Below are 19,479 nucleotides of genomic sequence, written 5' to 3' on the forward strand. Positions count from 1 at the left end.
AAGCCGGGGCCTTTTGATCAGTGAAACAATCCTCAGGAAGCTGCGAGATTGCGCAGAACGTAGTGCAGCACGCCGCCGTTCTCGACATATTCGATCTCGATGGCGGTATCGATCCGGCACTTGAGCTGGATCACCTTCTCGGTCCCGTCGGCGTAGCGGATGGTGCAGGGGACCTGGCTCAGCGGCTTCAGCCCGCCCTCAAGACCGCCGATGCTGACCACCTCGTCGCCTTTCAGGCCCAGGGTCTTGCGGTTCTCACCCGGCAGGAACTCGAACGGGATGACACCCATGCCGACCAGGTTGGAGCGGTGGATCCGCTCGAAGCTTTCGGCGATCACCGCCTTGACGCCGAGGAGCGCGGTGCCCTTGGCCGCCCAGTCGCGGCTGGAGCCCGCGCCGTATTCGATGCCGCCGAAGATCACCAGCGGCGTGCCTTGCGCCTGGTATTCCATCGAGGCGTCGAAGATCGAGGTCTGCTTGCCGTCCGGACCGAGGGTGTAGCCGCCTTCTACACCGTCCAGCATCTCGTTCCTGATGCGGATGTTGGCGAAGGTGCCGCGCATCATCACCTCATGGTTGCCGCGCCGGGCTCCGTAGGAGTTGAACTCGGACACCGGAACCTGCCGTTCGGTCAGATACTTGCCGGCCGGAGTCGAAGCCTTGAAAGAGCCTGCGGGGCTGATGTGGTCAGTGGTGATCATGTCGCCCAGAAGCGCCAGGATACGTGCGCCGGTAACGTTCTTGATGACCCCCGGCGTCTTCGACATGCCCTGAAAATAAGGCGGGTTCTGAATGTAGGTCGAGGTCGGCGGCCAATCATAGGTCTCGGCTTCCGTGACCTGCACGCCTTGCCACTTGGCATCTCCCTTGAAGACATCGGCGTATTTGGTCTGGAACGCCTCGCGCGTGACGACCGAATGCACGATGTCGGCAACTTCCTTGTTCGTCGGCCAGATGTCCTTGAGGTAGACCGGGCCGCTCGTGCCCATGCCCAGTGGCTCGGTGGTCAGGTCGATGTTCATGTCGCCCGCCAGCGCATAGGCCACGACCAGGGGCGGCGAGGCGAGGTAGTTCGCGCGAACGTCAGGGGAAATCCGGCCTTCAAAGTTGCGGTTGCCGGACAGGACGGCGGCGGCCATCAGGTCGCCCTCGTTGATCGCCTTCGAGATCTCGGGCTGCAAGGGGCCGGAGTTGCCGATGCAGGTAGTGCAGCCGTAGCCGACGAGGTTGAAGCCGACGGCGTCGAGGTCTTCCTGCAACCCGGCGGCGGCGAGGTATTCGCCCACCACCTGCGAGCCGGGGGCGAGCGAGGTCTTGACCCAGGGCTTCCGCGTCAGCCCGAGCGCGCGGGCCTTGCGCGCCACCAGACCGGCGCCGACCATCACATAGGGGTTCGAGGTGTTGGTGCAGGAGGTGATGGCGGCGATCACCACCGAGCCGTCGCGCAGCACATAGTCCTGGCCGTCCACCCGCGCGGTCTTGCGGCAGTCGCGCGGCGCCACCACCACGCCGCCGCCTTCGCCCTGCATCTCGCGGGCGTCGGCGCTGACATCGACACCGCGATAATCGGCCACGGTCTTGTAGAAGCCCGAGGCGGCATCGCCGAGCGGCAGATAGTCCTGCGGGCGCTTGGGGCCGGAGATGGCGGGAACGATGGTGCCCATGTCGAGGAGCAGGGTCGAGGTGTAGACCGGGTCATAGTCCGGACCGCGCCACATGCCGTTGGCCTTGGCATAGGCTTCGACCAGCTCGATGCGGGACTCTTCGCGCCCGGTGTTGCGCAGGTAGCGGATGGTTTCGCCGTCGATCGGGAAGAAGCCGCAGGTCGCGCCATATTCCGGGGCCATGTTGGCGATGGTGGCGCGGTCGGCCAAGGGCAGGTGATCCAGCCCCTCGCCGTAGAATTCGACGAACTTGTTCACCACGCCATGCTTGCGCAGCATCTGCACGACCTTGAGCACGAGGTCGGTGGCGGTGGTGCCCTCGACCATCTTGCCGGTCAGCTTGAAGCCGACGACTTCCGGGATCAGCATCGAAACCGGCTGGCCCAGCATCGCCGCCTCGGCCTCGATTCCGCCGACGCCCCAGCCGAGGACGGCAAGGCCGTTGACCATGGTGGTGTGGCTGTCGGTGCCGACGAGGGTGTCGGGGTAGGCGACGGTCTGGCCGTTCTGGTCCACGTCGGTCCACACGGTCTGCGCGAGGTATTCCAGGTTGACCTGGTGGCAGATGCCGGTGCCGGGGGGCACGACGCGGAAGTTGTTGAACGCCTTCTGGCCCCATTTCAGGAAGACATAGCGTTCCATGTTCCGCTGGTATTCGCGGTCGACGTTCATCTGGAAGGCGCGGGGATGACCGAATTCGTCGATCATGACGGAATGGTCGATGACGAGGTCGACCGGGGACAGCGGGTTGATCTTCTGCGCATTGCCGCCGAGGCCCTTGATCCCGTCGCGCATCGCGGCAAGGTCGACCACGGCGGGAACCCCGGTGAAGTCCTGCATCAGCACGCGCGCGGGGCGGTAGGCGATCTCGATCGGGTTCTGGCCACCCTGCTTGCCCCAGGTCGAGAAGGCCTTGATGTCATCTACCGTGACGGTCTTGCCGTCCTCGAATCGCAGCATGTTCTCCAGCACGACCTTGAGGCTGGCGGGGAGCTTTGCAAACTCGCCCAGGCCAGCGGCCTCGGCCGCGGGGATGGAATAGTAGCTGACCATCTGGCCCCCGGCAGTCAGGGTCTTGCGGGTTCCGGAAAGGTCTTGTCCAACGGTGACGGTCATTGTCGTGGCTCCTGAAGAGGGCGGCTGCTGCGATGTTTGTATACCATTGTATGCCGATTATCCAGCCCCGGTTTCGGCTTTCCTTAGAGCATATGACAGGCCTCTCGCAAAACCTTGATTGGCTCGTGTCGCCCTGCAATCCTATAACCGGGCAGGGGACCACGGATCAGGATAGGCACCATGCGACATTTCGTCAGCGCCGCTTGCGGCTTCTGGCTTGCGGCGGTGGCCCAGGTGCAGGCAGAGCCGGTGGTGGTGGTGGAGCTTTACACCTCGCAAGGCTGCTCCTCCTGCCCGCCGGCCGACGAATTCCTGGCGATGCTGGCCTCGGACCCGCGCATCCTGCCGCTTGCGCTGCATGTCGACTACTGGGACTATATCGGCTGGGCCGACAAGTTCGCGCAAGGAAAGTTCACCGACCGCCAACGCGCCTATGCCAAGGCGGTGGGGTCGCGCACGATCTACACGCCGCAGCTGATCATCGGCGGCGCGGACCGGATCGAGGGCTATGCGCCGGAAGAGACCGCCGAGCGGCTGCGCGACCATCTGGCGGCGGGGACGCCGGTCCGCCTGACCGTGACGCGCGAGGGCGACCGGCTGGTGATCCGGGCCGAGGCCGACCCGCCGCTCACCGAACCCGTCCGGGTGCAGCTGGTGCGCTACCGGCCGGAAGAGACGGTGACGATCGAGCGGGGCGAAAATGCCGGCAAGACCATCACCTACCGCAACATCGTGACGTCGTGGGAACGGGTCGGGGACTGGGGCGGCGACGCGCCTCTGGAGGTCACGGCCCCCTATCCGGGCGACGAACCGGGCGCGGTGATCGTGCAGACGGCTGGCCCGGCGGCGATCCTGGCCGCAGCGCGGGTAGAGTGATTTGACGTAGGACGGGTGCCAACCCACCGTTTTGCACGGGGGAATGGGCGGGAGCGTGATTTCACGCACCCTACAGGTTGCCGCCCTTCCAGCGCCGGTGAATCCAGAACCATTGGCCGGGATAGGCGATGACCCGCCGCTCCAGAGCCTGCGTGACCTGGCGCATCATCGTCTCGGGGTCGGTGTGTGGCACGGGCGTGTCCAGCGTGACCCGGAAGTCCAGACCGTCAGTTTGACGGATGGCGAAGAACGGGATCAGGTCCGCCTTCAGCCGCAGCGCCAGTTCCGCCGCCGACAGAGCCGTCCGCGCCGGGTGGCCGAGGAAGGGCATCGCGGGCGCGCCCGGCACGTCCTGGTCGAAAAGCAGAACCAGTTGCCCGCCCTCCTTGAGGTGCCGCACGAAGCCTGCCGTCCCCGCGCGGCCCTGCGGGAAAACCGGCCCACCGAAGGCCTGCATCGTGCGCACGTAGTGCGCGTTGAAATAGCGGTTCGAGAGATTGCGGTAGAGCCCGCCGATCTCGAAGCCTCGTGCCACCAGTGCCGCGCGCGCCGCTTCGTAATTGCCGAAATGGCCGGAGACAAGGATCACCGGGCGCTTGTCATTGCGCGCGGCGATAAGCGCGCCGTAGCCCGGACCCTCGGGTTCGATGGTACGCGCCCGTGCGGTGAAGGCGCGGGTCGAGTAGTTCTCGATCAGCGTCCGGCCGGCATTGTCTAGCGCGGCTTCGGCGATGGCATCGCGCTCGGCATCGGGCTTTTCGGGCCAGATCAGCGCGAGATTCTCGCGCGCCCTTGTGCCATAGCCCGCGAAAGGCCCGATCACCCGCCGCATCAGCCAGCCGGTGAAGGCGACGCGCCAGGGATAGGGCAGGGCCAGCGCCAGCCCGATCAGCCCGCGTGCGGCGAGATTGACCAGGAAATGATCGGGCCGGAAGGGGGGATTGGTGCCGTCTGACATCGGGGCCTTGGCTCAGGGCACGCGCCGCGCCCGGGTTTCGCGGTGCCAGACATAAAGTCCGGCCCCGACGATCACAAGCGCGCCGATCACCGTCCAGCGGTCGGGCCACTGGCCATACAGCACCGCGCCCCAGAAGGTCGCGAAGACGATGCCCAGATAGGCGAAGGGCGCGACGATCCCGGCCTCGGTGATGGAGAAGCTGCGGATGATACAGAGCTGCGCCCCGGTGCCGAGGCAGGCGATCAGGCCGAATTTCCACAGGTCTTCGGTCGCCACGGGTTCCCAGACGAAGGGGAGCGCGGCGCCCGCGACGATGCTGCCGAAAAGCGCGGCATAGATCATCGAGGCCCAGACGCTTTCCTGTGCACCGATCTTGCGGGTCAGCAAGGCTGACGCAGCATATGAGAGCGCGCAGGCGAAGGGCAGAAGCGCCCACCAGGTGAAGACCCCGGCGCCCGGCCGGATCACCATCAGCGCGCCGATCAGCGCGACAACGACCCCCGCGACGCGCCTTGGGCCAAGGCGTTCTCCGAGGAAGAGCGCGGCACCCAGCGTGATCAGGACTGGGTTGATGTCGGCGATGGCGGTGGCTTCCGCGAGGCCGATGTAAGGCAGCGCAAGAAAGAAGAAGGTTGTCGCTCCGAATTGCGAGGCCGAGCGCCAGAAATGCAGCACCGGAAAGCGGGTGCGCAGGACCGGCCCAAGGCGGTGGCGCAGGATCAGGAGGACGAGTGTCAACTGTCCGGCGAAGCGGACCCAGATCACCTGCGGCGCCGGGTATCGGTCGATCAGCCCCTTGGCGGTGGCGTCCATCGCGGTGAAGAGGAAGATCGCAAGGATCATCAACGCCACGCCGCGCGTGACATGCGAAGAGGAGGCGGCGGACATTGGGCGGTTGTAGGGGGTGGGGACGGGGGGCGCAAGGGCGGGCGCAAGGGCAGTCTGCGGCGGTTCGTGCGCGTCGAAGTCTGCTGCGGGAAATGACAGCCGGCGAATGTCGGTCGCCGCGATGCTTGTGCGAAACATCATGGAAAGGCTTGGAAAGGGCTTTCTCCGGCGATCATCTGAAAAGAGTTTTCGCAGAAAGCTGGCGTGGGCAATCATGTTCGGTTCCGGCGCGGCGCATCACTTCCCTGGTCTCCTTGTCCGTGATGCGCCTGTCAGCGTCGGCCACTTCCACAAATGCGCCGCACCGGGTGCAAATTGCCGAAGGCCAGCGCCGGGCAGGAAACCATCCGCTTGCGCCGCTCCATGACTTTCTGGAAGCTACAGGCGCGGCGGCTTCCGAAGGACGGGACTGGCATGGACCTCAATCAGGTTACGATCCCGGTGCGGGATTTCGAGGAGGGGGTCGCCTTCTGTTCTGTGCTGGGGTTCCGCCAGATCGTGCACAATGGCGACGGCAGATACGCTCGCTTCGAGCTGCCGTCGGGGTCGACCACCCTTTCCCTCTACGAGGACCGGACTGCCTGCCCCGGCGATACGGTCCTTTATCTCGAAGTGGACGACGTGGATCGGAAATATGCCGACCTTCGTGCCGCTGGCCTTGTGTTCCAGACCGCCCCCGCGGATCAGGACTGGCGCTGGCGCGAAGCGCATTTCGTCGATCCGACCGGAAACCGGTTCTGCCCTTACCATGCCGGGGCGGAGGAGAGACGGTTCCCGCCGTGGCGCCTGAACGTCGCGAGAGACGAGTAACCTTCACCGGTCCACCAATCGGAGAGAGGTTGCCACCCGTGAGACACCTGCCGTCGTGAGCCGCGCCGCATCTTTCCGCCTCCTCTCTGATCGCCGCGGCTACTCCTCCTCCGGCTGGATCAGCGTGATCTCGCCGCTGGTTTCCAGCGTGCGGATGGCGGCGATGATGGTGGTCATTGCTTCCTCGGCGTCCTTCTCCTTCACGCGCCCGCGGGTTCCCATCTCCTCGCGCAACCCCTGTGCCAGGCGTTGCGAGATATTGGCCAGGATGAATTCCGCCGCCTCCTCCAGCCCAGGCTTGCCCGTCGCACCTGCAAGCGCCGTCACCAGCTGCGGCTGGTCCACCAGCCGGGTGATCTTCGGCGCATCGCGCGGGTTGAGGCGCAAGGGGATGTGGACGAAGGTGAAGATCGCCTTCCGCACTTCGGCGGCGAAACCGGCATCCTCCGCCTCCAGCCCCAGGAGCACCTCGTCGCGTGTCAGCGTGGGCGAGACGTTCAGGATCGCCCCCACCCGCTCCACCGGCCCCTGGTCGAAGGCCTTCGGCGGCTGGTTGTCCAGTTCGGCCAGCAGCGCCGCGCCGATCCGCCGCACCGTCTCGGGGTCGACGTTGCCGGTCATCGACACCGCATAGGCCACCCGACGCGCCCGGTCGCCCGGCAGCTTGCCGAGGAGTTCCGCCGCCTTGCCCACGGGCAGTTTCGACAGCATCACCGCGCCGACTTCCACCGCCTCGTTCACCAGGATCGGCAGCAGGCGGTCGGGGGGAAGGGCGGTGATCCGCTCCCACGGGTCGATCTTCGAGGAGGTGGAGGACATCCGGCGCAGCCGCTGGGCGGCGGATTGCGAGATATGGCCGTCCATCATCGACAGCGCCCCCTCGATCCCGCCGGGGAAGGCGAGGCCCACCGAGTCGAGTTCCGTCAGGAATTCGGCAACCACATCGTCCAGCGTGGCGCGGTCGATCAGTCGCATCTGGCCCATCTGTTCGGCGAGCGCCGCCTGCATGTGTTCGGGCAGCGAAGACAGGGGCAGCGACGTGCCTTCAGTCAGAAGATAGCGAACGATCACCGCCGCCTTCTGCCGGGGCGTGAGCACCCGTTTCGGCACTGGCGGGACCGTGACGATCCGGCGTTCCGGGGTGATCCGCGCGAGCGGCACCATGTCCTGCGGCATCGGGGCCTCATCGATTCCTGTGACGGAAACCCTGACAGCCGCAGGTTAACGCAGGCTTGACGTCAGCTGGTCGGTTTCTCGACGCAGGTGCCCGTGCCTTCGTCCCAGACCATGCCGGGCATGCAGCTGGCGGCGCTTTGATGGTCGCCCCGGCATTCCGCGGCGGCGAGGCTTGGCCACAGGGTCAGGGCCAGGACGGCAAGGGTAGAGAGGGTCTTCATGGTCTCCTCCGCTTGGTCAGAAGGTATAGGTCGCTCCGGTCTCGATGGCTGTCGACAGGGCCTGTTCGGCCCAGCTTCCTGCGCCGCCGTGCAGGCGGATCTGGGCCAGCTGCTCCCCGGCCAGGGCAAGCTCGTCCATCTGGACGAGAAGCTGGCCGTAGTAGCTGCGGGCGAGGTTGTTCGCGGGATCCAGCGCGATGGCGCGTTCGTAGGCCGCGATCCCTTCCTCCACACGGCCGGTCTGGCGCAAAAGGAAGCCGCGGTAGGTCAGCACCCGGCTGGTCTCGCCCTCGGTCATCGCGGAAAGAACCGCCATCGCCTCGTCGGGGCGCCCGGCATAGGCGAGTTCGCGCACCGCTCCGAAGCGCTGGTCGTCGTTCAGGCTCTGGTCCTCGGCCTTGACGCAGGTCTGGGTCTTCTCGTCCCAGATCGTGCCTGCCTCGCATTCGGTGGTGGTCGCGGTGGGCTTCGGGGGCTGGCTGTCATCGCTGCCGACGGCAAGCGCCATGCAGGGGGCCAGAGCCAAGGTTGCGGCAAGGATCATGCGCATCGGCGTTTCCTTCGGAAGTTTCCCGAAAAGTAGCACGATTGACGCAAGGGCAAGAACGGAAAACCCCGAAGGGCCCGTCCGGGCCGATCACGCTTCCGTTACGCGCCGAAAACCCGGGCGAAGATCGTGTCGACGTGCTTGGTATGGTAGCCGAGGTCGAACTTCTCCTCGATCTCCGCCGGGGTCAGCGCCGCGGTGACCTCGGGGTCGGCCAGCAGCTCGGTCTTGAAATCCGCGCCCTTCTCCCAGACCTTCATCGCGTTGCGCTGGACGAGGCGGTAGGCGTCCTCGCGGGAGACACCCGCCTGGGTCAGGGCCAGAAGCACGCGCTGGCTCATCACCAGGCCTTTGAACTTGTTCATGTTCTTCAGCATGTTCTCAGGGTACACCACCAGCTTCTCTACAACCCCCGCCAGCCGGTGCAGCGCGAAGTCCAGCGTGATCGTGGCATCGGGGCCGATCATCCGCTCCACGCTGGAATGGCTGATGTCGCGTTCATGCCAGAGCGCCACGTTCTCCAGGGCCGGGACCACCGCCATCCGCACCAGCCGGGCAAGGCCGGTCAGGTTTTCGGTCAGCACCGGGTTGCGCTTGTGCGGCATCGCCGACGATCCCTTCTGGCCGGGCGAGAAGAACTCCTCCGCCTCCAGCACCTCGGTCCGCTGCATGTGGCGGATCTCGATGGCGACATTCTCGATGCTGGAAGCAATCACCCCCAGCGTCGCGAAAAACATCGCGTGGCGGTCGCGCGGGATCACCTGCGTCGAGATCGGCTCGGGCGTCAGGCCCAGCATCTTGCAGACATGCTCCTCGACCGCCGGATCGATGTTGGCGAAGGTGCCGACCGCGCCCGAGATCGCGCCGGTCGCCACCTCGGCCCGTGCCGCAACCAGCCGGGCGCGATTGCGCGCCATCTCGGCATGGAAGCGGGCGAAGGTCAGGCCCATGGTCGTAGGCTCGGCATGGATGCCGTGGCTGCGCCCGATGCGGAGCGTATCCTTGTGCTCGAAAGCCCGGGCCTTCAGCGCGGCAAGAACCCGGTCGAGACCCTTCAGCAGCAAGTCCGCCGCCCGGCAGAGCTGGATGTTCAGCGTGGTGTCCAGCACGTCCGAGGATGTCATCCCCTGATGCACGAAGCGGGCCTCCTCGGCGCCGATGTGCTCGGCGAGATGGGTCAGGAAGGCGATCACATCATGCTTCGTCACCGCTTCGATCTCGTCGATGCGGGCGACGTCGAAGGTCACGTCCTTCGCCCGCCAGATCGCCTCGGCATTCTCCTTGGGGATCACGCCAAGTGCCGCCTGGGCATCGCAGGCATGGGCCTCGATCTCGAACCAGATCTTGAAGCGGGTTTCCGGGGACCAGATCGCCACCATGTCGGGACGGGAATAGCGCGGGATCATCGGGGCCTCCGGAAACGCGAAACGTGGCGACCCCTTACGCCGCAGGGGAAAGCGGCGCAACCCTTGCCCGTTGCCCGATTGCCGCGCGCCGCCAGCCATCGAACTGTTGCCAAAGGCGCAACGCATTTATGCCGTAGTGATTGTGCTAATGGGGACCGAAAGACCGAATGACCGTCGGCGCGTCCGGCGGAGGGGAATGCGGATGGAAGACGAAGGCAGGATCTGGCAACAGCTGATCGGGGGTGCCCTTGGCCTTTCGATCCTGGCGCTGGCTGCGGGATACCTGGGATGGTTGCATCCGCTGGGCGATTCGCTGTCGGTCGGGCGCGGGCTGGCTGCCGCGGCAGTGCTGGTCCTTGCCGTGTTCGCCAGTTTTGCTGGCCTCAGGATGGCGGCCTTCGTTTCGATGCTGCTTGCCATGCTGACGGGAGGGCAGGTGCTTCTGGCCTATACCTGGCCGGGACTGCCCGGCAGCTACACGCTTTACCAGAAGAACATGCTGTTCCGGAACGCCGAGCTTTCCGTGCTTGCCAAGGATATCCGCGATACGCACCCGACGATCGTGACGCTGCAAGAGGTCCTGCCCGAGAACCGCGCCTGGATGGAGACGCTGACGGATATCCTTCCGCACCAGCTTCTCTGCCCCGGCGGCAGGGTCGGAGGCCCGGCGATCCTGACACAGCTGCCCGTGGTCAAGCGGACGGAAGTCTGCGGTCCCGGTCTTGCGGCGATGCAGGTGGTGGGTGGAACCGCCGACAATCCGGAACGGTTCTGGATCGTCTCGGTGCATCTGCATTGGCCCTGGCCCTATCAGCAGGCCGATCATGTGCAGCTCTTGCTGCCGATCCTGGACAAGTTTCAGGGTCCGGCGGTCATGGCGGGCGATTTCAACATGGTGCGCTGGGCGAACTCGGTGAAGCGGATGTCCGACATTCTGGGCGTCAAGGCGGCGGGCCCGATGACGGGCAGCTATGTCGGGTTGTCCGGGCTTTTGCCGCTGCCCATCGACCATGTCTTCTCCACCCTTGGCGGCAGGGTCGCGCCGCGCCCGGCAGCCGGATCGGACCATCTGGGATTGCTGGCCGAGGTCGCGCTTTGACGGGTCGTCCCGGGCGGATCGGCCGCAGGCAGACGCGCCTCGCGCAAACGGGTGACGGAAGGTCGCCTTCGCGCAGACTTTCGCCCCGCCCGGCGGCATGATGCAACGCGGGTGAAGCGGCGGGCCGGAAGGGACGGGCATGATCGTCAGGGAAAAGCCGGGGTTCTGGGACCTCCTGACCGCGCTGCGCGGGTCCATCGTGCCGCGCGTCATTGGGCCCGTTGCCCTGCTCTGCGGCGCGGCGCTCCTTATCGTTGCCTTCGACCGGCTGACCGGACTTGCACCGCATCTGGACGGCTCGGCCTTCGCGGTCTTCGGGATCGGGCTGTCGCTTTTCCTGGGCTTCGCAACAACGCGGCCTATGACCGCTGGTGGGAGGCGCGCAGGCTCTGGGGCGGGCTTTTGGCCGACATGCGCAGCCTTGCGCGCGAGGTCGAGGTCTTCCTGCCCGACCCGGTCCTGCGCAAGGAGGTGCTGCGCGCGGCGCTGGTCTTCCTGCATGCCCACCGGCTGAACCTGCGCGGCCTGTCACCCCGGTCGCCGGGGCAGGAGGCGGTGGGCGAGGCGGCCCATCCGCCGGATGCCGCGCTCGACCGGCTGAATGCGGTGCTGGCGACGGCGCATCACGCGCGCGTGCTGGACGGTTTCGGCGCGCGGGCGCTGTCGGCGCGTCTTGGAAGCATGGCGCTGCAACAGGCGGGCTGCGAGCGCATCGCGAACAGCCCCTTGCCCTTCGTCTATTCGCTGCTGATCTACCGCACGACCTATCTCTATTGCCTGCTGCTGCCCCTGGCGCTGATCGGCACGACCGGCTGGATGACGCCGGTCTTCGTGGCGGTGGTGGCCTACATGTTCCTCGGCCTCGCCGAAGTGACCGAGGAACTGAGCCATCCCTTCGCCACCAGCCTGAACGGAATCGCGCTGGACGCGATCTGCCGCGCCGCCGAGATCAGCCTGGCGCCGCATCTGGGCGAGGCGCCGCCGCTGCCCCTGCAACCAGAGCACCACTACCTGAGCTGACCCGCCCTCCGGTGCCAGGCGGCTTGCCAGCGATGTGCGGTTCGGGAAATATCGCTGCACAGGCTTGAGAGAGACGGCGCCATGACCTCATTGAAGCTGCGCATCCTGTTCGACGGGGCGATGGTCGGTCCGGGCAAGGCCGAGCTTCTGGACCGCATCGCCGCGACCGGGTCGATCGCGGCGGCGGGCCGGCAGATGGAGATGAGCTACAAGCGCGCCTGGACGCTGGTCGAGGAGATGAACGCGGCCTTCGCTGTGCCGCTGGTCGCCAGTGCGCGCGGCGGGCAGGGCGGCGGCGGTGCGCGGCTGACCGAGACCGGTGCCGAGGTGCTGCGGCTCTATCGCGAGGTGCTTGCCCGGGCCGAAGCGGCGGCGGCGGTGCCGATTGCCGAACTGGAGGCGATGCTGCGTCGGCAAGGGGCAAGCGAACGGTCTGACGGAAAATAACGCTTGCGCCGTCCTCCGGCCTGCTTGATATGTTCTGCGGGATATATCGATTGGAGGATCAAATGACCCGCCGCCTGGCCTTTGCCTCGGTTCTTGCCGCCACCCTTGCTACCCCTGCGCTGGCGGAGGAGGTGGTCGTCTTCGCCGCCGCCTCGCTGAAGGACGCCCTCGATGCCGTCGCCGCCGATTTCCAGGCGGAAACCGGGAACACCGTCACGATCAGCTATGCGGGATCGAACGCGCTCGCCAAGCAGATCATCGAGGGTGCGCCCGCCGACATCTTCATCTCGGCCGCCGTGAACTGGATGGACGAGGTCGAGAAGGCCGGTCTGGTCGTCCCCGACACCCGCGAGGACCTTCTGGGTAACACTCTGGTGCTGGTCGCGCATGGCAAGGACGTCGCCCCGGTCGAGATTGGCGAGGGCTTCGACCTCAAGGCGCTGCTCGGCGATGGCAAGCTGTCGATGGCGATGGTCGATTCGGTTCCCGCCGGGCAATACGGCAAGGAAACGCTGGAGAAACTGGGCCTGTGGTCGGCGGTCGAGGGCTCGGTCGCGCAGTCCGAGAACGTGCGCGCCGCCCTTGCGCTGGTCTCGACCGGCGAGGCGCCCTACGGCATCGTCTACGCCTCGGATGCCGTCGCGGACGAGAACGTGACCGTGGTCGGCACCTTCCCGAACGACAGCCACAAGGCCATCGTCTACCCCGCCGCCCTGCTGACCGGCGCGGCGGATGCGGCCGACAAGGCCTTCTTCGAGGCATTGTCGTCGGACGCGGCTGATGCCAAATTCACCGCACAGGGCTTTGCCATCCTGAACTGAGGCAGCCCGGAAACGGGTTGCGATGTTCGAAGCCCTGTCAGCCGAGGAATGGCGCGCGGTGACATTGTCGCTGCGCGTCTCTGCCGTGGCGACGGCTCTGAGCCTGCCCCTCGGCATCTTCGTCGCCTATGCGCTGGCCCGCTGGCAGTTTCGTGGGCGCCAGCTTCTGAACGGGCTGGTGCACCTGCCGCTGATCCTGCCGCCGGTGGTGACGGGCTACCTTCTGCTCATCACCTTCGGGCGGAAGGGCTATGTCGGGCAATTCCTTGACCAGTGGTTCGGCATTGTCCTTGCCTTCCGCTGGACCGGGGCGGCGCTGGCAGCGGCGGTCATGGCCTTTCCGCTGATGGTGCGCGCGATCCGGCTGACGGTCGAGGCGGTGGACCCGAAGCTGGAGGAGGCCGCCAGCACTTTGGGCGCGCCCCGGCTCTGGGTCTTTGCGACCGTCACGCTTCCGCTGGTCCTGCCCGGCATCGTCGCCGGGGCGATCCTCGCCTTTGCCAAGGCGATGGGCGAGTTCGGCGCGACGATCACCTTCGTCTCCAACATCCCCGGCCAGACCCAGACCCTGCCATCGGCGATCTACGCCCATCTGCAAGTGCCGGGGGGCGACGACCAGGCCTTCCGGCTGGTGCTGGTCGCCATCGTCATCGCCATGGCGGCGCTCTTGCTGTCGGAATGGGTCAGCCGGGCGGTGGCGCGCAGGATATCCGGGCAATGACGCTGTCGGTCGCCCTGCATCACCGCTTCGCCGAGTTCACTCTGGACGCGGAGTTCGAGGCGCCCGGCGGTGTAACCGCGCTTTTCGGCCGGTCCGGGTCGGGCAAGTCGACGGTGGCCAATGCGGTGGCGGGCCTGTTGCGGCCCGACCGGGGACGGATCACCCTGGACGGGACGGTGCTTCTGGACACCGACGCGGGCCGGATGCTGCCGCCGCACCGCCGCCGGATGGGCTATGTGTTCCAGGACGGGCGGCTCTTTCCGCATCTGACCGTGCGGCAGAACCTGCTTTACGGACGCTGGTTCGCGCCGAAGGGGCAGGGGGCCGAGATGGGCCGCATCGTCGACCTGCTGGGCATCGCGCCGCTTCTCGACCGCAATCCCGGCAGCCTGTCGGGGGGCGAGAAGCAGCGGGTCGCCATCGGACGGGCGATCCTGTCGAACCCCCGGCTCCTGCTTATGGACGAGCCGCTCGCTGCACTGGACGAGGCGCGGAAGGCGGAAATCCTGCCCTATCTGGAGCGTCTGCGCGACGAGCTGCGCCTGCCGATCCTCTATATCAGCCATTCCGTCGCAGAGGTGGCGCGGCTCGCCACAACCGTCGTCCTGCTGGAGGCGGGCCGCGTCGTCGCCTCGGGGTCCGCGGCCGAACTGCTGGCCGATCCGGCCATCGCCCCGACGATGGGCTTGCGCGAGGCCGGGTCGATGATCATCGCCCGCGTCGCGGCGCAGGAGGAGGACGGGCTGACCCGGCTTGAAACCGGGGGCGGTCCGGTGTTCCTGCCCGATGTCGGGGCCAGTCCCGGGGCCATGCTGCGGCTGCGCATCCTGGCGCAGGACGTGATGCTGGCGACCGAACGCCCGCTTGGTATCTCGGCCCTGAACGTGCTGTCGGCCACGGTCGAGGATATCCGGCTGGGCGATGGGCCCGGCGCAATGGTGCGGCTGCGGCTGGGCGACGAGCACCTGCTGGCGCGCGTCACCCGCCGCTCGGTCCGGTCGCTGGACCTGCGGCCCGGCGCGAAGGTCTTCGCCGTGCTGAAGACCGTCTCGGTCGGACGCGAGAACGTGGGCACGGCCTCCTGACCCCCAGCCGTGTCGGAAACATCGTGCAGGGATGCGCAACCGCCCTAGCGGTCCCCCGTCTTTACCGTTAGTTTTTCCCGGACATATCGGAAGCGATCGCCAAGGAGCCCGCCATGATCCCCGCCAACATGCTGAAATTCTACATAGACGGCCAATGGGTCGACCCGATCTCGACCGCGCGGATCGGCGTCGAGAACCCCGCAACCGAGGAGATCGTCTGCGAGGTCGCCATGGGCAATGAAAAGGACGCGGACCGCGCGATCCTTGCCGCCCGCGCCGCCTTCGACGGCTGGACCTACACCCCGGTCAAGGACCGCATCGCGCTGGTGAAGCGCATCCTCGACATCTACAACGACCGCTACGAAGATTTCGCCCAGGTCATGTCCACCGAGATGGGCGCCCCGATCACCTGGGCGCGCAATGCCCAGGCCTGGGCGGGGCAGGTCCATATCGAGGCGACGATCAAGGCCGCCGAGGAGATGGTCTGGGAATACAACCGCGGCTCGACCCGGATCGTCTACGAAGGGATCGGCGTCTGTTCGCTGATCACCCCGTGGAACTGGCCGATGAACCAGATCGCCTGCAAGGTGGCGCCTGCGCTGGTCGCGGGCTGCACCATGGTGCTGAAACCGTCGGAAATCGCGCCGCTGTCGGGCGTACTCTTCGCGCAGGTTCTGCATGATGCGGGCGTGCCGAAAGGGGTTTTCAATCTGGTCAACGGTTCCGGCCCCGAGGTCGGCGCGCGGATGTCCTCGCACCCCGAGGTGGACATGGTCAGCTTCACCGGCTCGACCCGCGCCGGGACGGCCATCGCCGCCGCCGCCGCGCCGACAGTCAAGCGCGTGGCGCAGGAGCTGGGCGGCAAGAGCCCGAACATCATCCTGCCCTCCGCCGACATCGCCGAGGCGGTGGCGGCAGGTGTCAACGCGGTGATGTCGAACACCGGCCAGTCCTGCGACGCCCCGACCCGGATGCTGGTGCCGCGCGCCGCCCAAGCCGAGGCGCTGAAGGTCGCCAAGGACACAGCCGATGCGATCAAGGTCGGCGATCCGCGCGACGAGGAGACGGTCCTCGGACCGCTGGTCTCGAAGCTGCAATTCGACAAGGTCCAGCGCCTGATCCAGGCCGGGATCGACGAGGGCGCCACCCTTGTCACCGGCGGGGTAGGGCGCCCGGCCGATCTCAACCGCGGCTGGTTCGTCCGGCCCACCGTCTTCGGCGACGTGGTCAATGCGATGACCATCTCGAAGGAGGAAATCTTCGGCCCGGTGCTGGCGATCCAGCCCTATGACAGCATCGAGGACGCAATCCAGCAGGCCAACGACACCGTCTACGGCCTTGCCGCCTATATCGCCGGGCCGGTGGAGGATGCGAAACCCGTGGCCCGCCGCTTGCGTGCCGGGACGGTGAACCTGAACTATCCGGACTGGGACACCTCCGCCCCGTTCGGCGGCTACAAGCAGTCCGGCAACGGGCGCGAATATGCCGACTGGGGCATCCACGACTTCTGCGAGGTCAAGGGCATCCTCGGCTACGGCGACTGAGACCCGCGCGCCCCGGTGCCGCAAATGGCTGCCGGGGCCGCCTTCTAACGACGGAAGATCGCCACCAGGTCGCTGGTGGTTTCGGTGCGGCTGCCAAGCTCCAGATGCTCCTGGATATGGCGCAGGTGGTCGGTCATCAGCCGGGCGGCCAGGTCGCTGTCGCGGCTGCGGAAGGCAGCGAAGATATCGTCGTGATCCTCGTCCCGGCAGTTCGACACGCCGGGGCTGCCGAAGATGCCGATGATCAGCGAGGTGCGCGTCACCAGTTCCTTCACCATGCGCAAGGCGACGGAATTTCCCGCAAGTTCCGCCAGAAGCACATGGAATTGCCCGGACAGACGGATGGCATCCCGGCGTTTGTTGCCGCGATGGGCGGTGTGTTCCAGTTGCAGGTGCTGCTCCAGCATGGTCAGGTCGGAGTCCGAGGCACGTTCCACCGCCAGCCGCGCGACATTCGGCTCGATCATCAACCGGGTCTCGAACACCTCGCGCGCCTGTTCGGCCGATGGCGAGGCGACGAAAGCGCCGCGATTGGGCAGGAGGTCCACCACCTCGCGGCTCGAGAGCAGGAGCAGGCTTTGCCGGATTCGCATCCTGCCGACGCCGAACGCCTCGCAAAGCGCCGCCTCGGACAGCTTGGTGCCAGGCGGCAAGCGCTGGTCGATGATTGCCTCGAATATCCGCTCGACGATCTCTTCCTCGCCAAGCTCGTCGTCTCGCGCGTCCTGTTCGGCGACGGTGCCGAGGGTGCCCATGCCTGATGCCCGTTTCAAATCTGACTGGATTCTACGCTACAGGGGAACAAGCGCGCCCATCAAGAGGCACATCGTGAACTATCGGAATCTTTTTTGTTGACAATTTTGTCAGCACGTCCGTCAATCAATCTGTCGTGGACTCGAATTCCGCAGACCAACAACAGGGAGTCACCAGAATGAAGAGACGCAGTTTCCTTGCGACAACCGGCTTGTCCCTCGTGCTCGCCGTCACGGCAACCACCGCAGCCTGGGCCGAGAATGCCAAGCTGAAGATCGGCTTCGTCGGCGTGACCTCCGGTCCGGCGGCGGCCTGGGGGATTTCCAACCAACGCTCGATGGAGGCCCGCGCCGCCTGGCTGAACGAGCTGGGCGGGGTCAAGATCGGCGACACCACCTATGACATCGAGATCGTCCCCTTCGACGACCAGAAGGACCCCAAGCGCGCCATCGCGGGCATGGAGAAGATGGCGCAGGATGGCATCCACTATGTCGTCGGCCCCAACGTCGATGACGGCGCCGCGGCTGTCCGCCCGGTCGCCGAGCAGAACGGGATCATGTATTTCCCCTATGCCTTCCCGAAAGAGCTGTACACGGCGCCTGCCTCGAACGCGATCCTGGGGATGGTGGCGAACTACCAGTCCGGCCCGGCGATCTACAAATACCTGATGGAAAACAAGGGTGTGAAGACGGTCGCCTTCATCGCCGGCAACGAATCCGACCCGCTGTCGCAGCGTGATTCCGGTGCCGCCGCCGCGCGCGACCTGGGGCTTGAGGTGGTGTCGGACACCGTGACCTACCAGATGGACACCACCGATTTCACCCCGGTCCTTCTGCCGGTGATCCAGACCGCGCCGGACCTGCTGGTCCTGTCCGGCGTCTCGCCCGCCAACGCACCGCAGCTGATCCGCTCGGCCCGCGAACTGGGCTATACCGGCCTGATCTCCACCGAAACCGCGCAGGACGCGGCGGTGCTGGCGGAAGGCGCGGGCGAGCTGGCGAACGGCTTCATCTCGGTCGGCGGTGCCTCGACGCCCGAACTGGCCTCGGACACGATGAAGGAATTCGTCACCCGCTACACCGATATGTTCGGCGAATACAACGACGAGTCGAACACCAAGGTCTATGCGCTGGAATACATCGTCGAGACGCTGAAGGCGAACCCGGCGGCGATCGACAACGTGGACGAGTTCAAGAAGACGATGGACACGTTCGAGGCCCCGAACCCCTTCATGGTCGGTGACGCCAAGCTGACCTATGTCGGGACCACCTCGTTCGGCCAGAAGCGCCAGGTTTCGGTGCCGCTGGTGGTGAACGAGTTCAAGGACGGCAAGTTCGAGACCCTGTTCGTCGCCCAGGTCGACTGAGGCCTCAAGACGGTTCAGAGTCTGTTGCAGGGTCCGGGCACGCTCCCGGTCCGGGCCCTGCTGTCCCTGCCGCAAAGGACCCCCATGATGGAACAGATCCTTGCCAACGGCCTCTATCTCGGCGCGCAATATGCGCTGATCGCGCTTGGCCTGACGCTCATCTTCTCGCTGATGAACGTGCTGAACTTCGCCCACGGGCAGATGTACGTCTTCGGCGGCTTCGTGACTTATACGGTCGTGGCCCAGTTGGGACTGCCCTTCACCGTCGGGCTTCTGGCCTCGGCCGTTGTGCTGGCGGTGATGGGGGCACTGATCGAGAGGTTCCTGTTCCGACCGGTCATCGCCCGGTCGAAGCGCGACGAATCCACCATGCTGCTGGCCGCAGGCATCGCCTTCTTCCTCGACGCTGTGATCCTGCTCCTGTTTGGCGAAAAGCAGCGCGGCGTGCCGAAGGTGGTAAACGGCGTCTTCAACTGGGACATGCGGCTGATCATGCCCTATGACCGCATCCTGATCGCGGCGCTGGCCGTGGCGCTGATCGTGGGCTTCATCCTGTTCATGCAGTATTCCCGCACCGGCCGCGCGATGCGTGCCCTGGCGCAGGACCGGATGGCCGCGCAGCTGATGGGGGTGGACGTCGATCGCTATTCGATGATCGGCTTCGCCCTTGGCGCGATGCTGGCGGGCCTCGTCGGCGGGCTTCTGGTCACGATCACCGGCATCAACCTCGGGATGGGCGGGCCGACCTCGGTCAAGGCCTTCCTGATGATCATGATCGGGGGCGCAGGGGTGATTTCCGGCGCCATCGCCGGCGGGTTCATCCTGGGGATGATGGAGTCTATCGGCCTGACCGTTCTTGCCGCCTATGGCGATGTCACTTACCTCGTGATCTTCGTCACCCTGATGATCTTCCTCGCCATCCGGCCGCAAGGCCTGATGGGCAAGCCCTGGGGGTGAGACC

Annotated in this window: 18 protein-coding genes and 1 pseudogene; 11 read left to right on the top strand and 8 right to left on the bottom strand. The window is 66.2% G+C overall.

What is annotated here, in order from left to right; genetic code table 11:
- Positions 1-32: 32 nt before the first annotated feature.
- Positions 33-2,780 carry an aconitate hydratase AcnA gene (gene acnA / locus JNJ68_RS06195; protein ID WP_294980264.1) on the bottom strand — a complete coding sequence of 916 codons (2,748 nt, stop codon included), beginning with the start codon at positions 2,778-2,780 and terminating at the stop codon, positions 33-35.
- A gap of 180 nt (positions 2,781-2,960) precedes the next feature.
- Here acnA and JNJ68_RS06200 point away from each other — a divergent pair, with 180 nt between their 5' ends.
- Positions 2,961-3,656 (top strand): DUF1223 domain-containing protein, encoded by a 696-nt coding sequence (locus tag JNJ68_RS06200; protein ID WP_294980267.1) that lies wholly within the window; start codon positions 2,961-2,963, stop codon positions 3,654-3,656.
- A gap of 70 nt (positions 3,657-3,726) precedes the next feature.
- On the opposite strand, the gene JNJ68_RS06205 is transcribed toward JNJ68_RS06200, so the two are convergent.
- Positions 3,727-4,614, bottom strand: a complete 888-nt coding sequence (locus JNJ68_RS06205; protein WP_294980269.1) for a lauroyl acyltransferase — start codon at positions 4,612-4,614, stop codon at positions 3,727-3,729.
- A 12-nt stretch (positions 4,615-4,626) separates the two neighbouring features.
- Positions 4,627-5,502 carry a DMT family transporter gene (locus tag JNJ68_RS06210; protein ID WP_294980271.1) on the bottom strand — a complete coding sequence of 292 codons (876 nt, stop codon included), beginning with the start codon at positions 5,500-5,502 and terminating at the stop codon, positions 4,627-4,629.
- Between the two features lie 363 nt (positions 5,503-5,865).
- On the opposite strand from JNJ68_RS06210, the gene JNJ68_RS06215 reads away from it, so the two are divergent.
- Entirely contained in the window at positions 5,866-6,312 is a 447-nt protein-coding gene (locus JNJ68_RS06215; RefSeq protein ID WP_294980274.1) for a VOC family protein, read from the top strand.
- Positions 6,313-6,411: 99 nt separating this feature from the next.
- On the opposite strand, the gene JNJ68_RS06220 is transcribed toward JNJ68_RS06215, so the two are convergent.
- The 4 genes from JNJ68_RS06220 to purB form a co-directional block, all read right to left on the bottom strand.
- On the bottom strand, positions 6,412-7,488 hold the full coding sequence (locus tag JNJ68_RS06220) for a FliG C-terminal domain-containing protein (RefSeq protein ID WP_294980277.1): 1,077 nt from the start codon (positions 7,486-7,488) through the stop codon (positions 6,412-6,414).
- Between the two features lie 62 nt (positions 7,489-7,550).
- Positions 7,551-7,709: a hypothetical protein gene (locus JNJ68_RS06225; protein ID WP_294980279.1), complete on the bottom strand. Its 159-nt coding sequence runs from the start codon at positions 7,707-7,709 to the stop codon at positions 7,551-7,553.
- A 16-nt stretch (positions 7,710-7,725) separates the two neighbouring features.
- On the bottom strand, positions 7,726-8,259 hold the full coding sequence (locus JNJ68_RS06230; RefSeq protein WP_294980282.1) for a tetratricopeptide repeat protein: 534 nt from the start codon (positions 8,257-8,259) through the stop codon (positions 7,726-7,728).
- 98 nt (positions 8,260-8,357) lie between these two features.
- Entirely contained in the window at positions 8,358-9,662 is a 1,305-nt protein-coding gene (gene purB, locus JNJ68_RS06235) for an adenylosuccinate lyase (protein ID WP_294980284.1), read from the bottom strand.
- A 202-nt stretch (positions 9,663-9,864) separates the two neighbouring features.
- Between purB and JNJ68_RS06240 the strand changes: the two genes are divergently transcribed.
- The 7 genes and pseudogenes from JNJ68_RS06240 (at position 9,865) to JNJ68_RS06270 (ending at position 16,399) form a co-directional block, all read left to right on the top strand.
- Positions 9,865-10,761, top strand: a complete 897-nt coding sequence (locus JNJ68_RS06240; protein ID WP_294980286.1) for an endonuclease/exonuclease/phosphatase family protein — start codon at positions 9,865-9,867, stop codon at positions 10,759-10,761.
- 139 nt (positions 10,762-10,900) lie between these two features.
- Positions 10,901-11,781, top strand: a pseudogene (locus JNJ68_RS06245) (bestrophin family ion channel).
- A gap of 81 nt (positions 11,782-11,862) precedes the next feature.
- Complete coding sequence (locus JNJ68_RS06250; RefSeq protein ID WP_294980289.1) at positions 11,863-12,228, top strand: LysR family transcriptional regulator; 366 nt, start codon at positions 11,863-11,865, stop codon at positions 12,226-12,228.
- A gap of 62 nt (positions 12,229-12,290) precedes the next feature.
- A complete protein-coding gene (gene modA / locus JNJ68_RS06255; RefSeq protein WP_294980291.1) occupies positions 12,291-13,049 on the top strand; it encodes a molybdate ABC transporter substrate-binding protein in 759 nt (252 codons plus the stop codon).
- Between the two features lie 22 nt (positions 13,050-13,071).
- Positions 13,072-13,770 carry a molybdate ABC transporter permease subunit gene (gene modB / locus JNJ68_RS06260; RefSeq protein WP_294980293.1) on the top strand — a complete coding sequence of 233 codons (699 nt, stop codon included), beginning with the start codon at positions 13,072-13,074 and terminating at the stop codon, positions 13,768-13,770.
- Positions 13,767-14,855 (top strand): molybdenum ABC transporter ATP-binding protein, encoded by a 1,089-nt coding sequence (gene modC, locus JNJ68_RS06265; protein WP_294980334.1) that lies wholly within the window; start codon positions 13,767-13,769, stop codon positions 14,853-14,855. The genes modB and modC overlap by 4 nt, the downstream gene beginning before the upstream one ends.
- A 113-nt stretch (positions 14,856-14,968) precedes the next feature.
- Complete coding sequence (locus JNJ68_RS06270) at positions 14,969-16,399, top strand: aldehyde dehydrogenase family protein (RefSeq protein ID WP_294980296.1); 1,431 nt, start codon at positions 14,969-14,971, stop codon at positions 16,397-16,399.
- 44 nt (positions 16,400-16,443) lie between these two features.
- Here JNJ68_RS06270 and JNJ68_RS06275 read toward each other — a convergent pair whose 3' ends face one another.
- Positions 16,444-17,154, bottom strand: coding sequence for a GntR family transcriptional regulator (locus JNJ68_RS06275; RefSeq protein ID WP_294980298.1), 711 nt, complete (start codon positions 17,152-17,154; stop codon positions 16,444-16,446).
- A gap of 176 nt (positions 17,155-17,330) precedes the next feature.
- Between JNJ68_RS06275 and JNJ68_RS06280 the strand changes: the two genes are divergently transcribed.
- Entirely contained in the window at positions 17,331-18,518 is a 1,188-nt protein-coding gene (locus JNJ68_RS06280) for an ABC transporter substrate-binding protein (RefSeq protein WP_294980300.1), read from the top strand.
- Between the two features lie 87 nt (positions 18,519-18,605).
- Positions 18,606-19,475 (top strand): branched-chain amino acid ABC transporter permease, encoded by an 870-nt coding sequence (locus JNJ68_RS06285; protein WP_294980303.1) that lies wholly within the window; start codon positions 18,606-18,608, stop codon positions 19,473-19,475.
- Positions 19,476-19,479: the final 4 nt, after the last annotated feature.

This window comes from Tabrizicola sp. (genome assembly GCF_016793705.1).
GTDB lineage: Bacteria > Pseudomonadota > Alphaproteobacteria > Rhodobacterales > Rhodobacteraceae > Tabrizicola.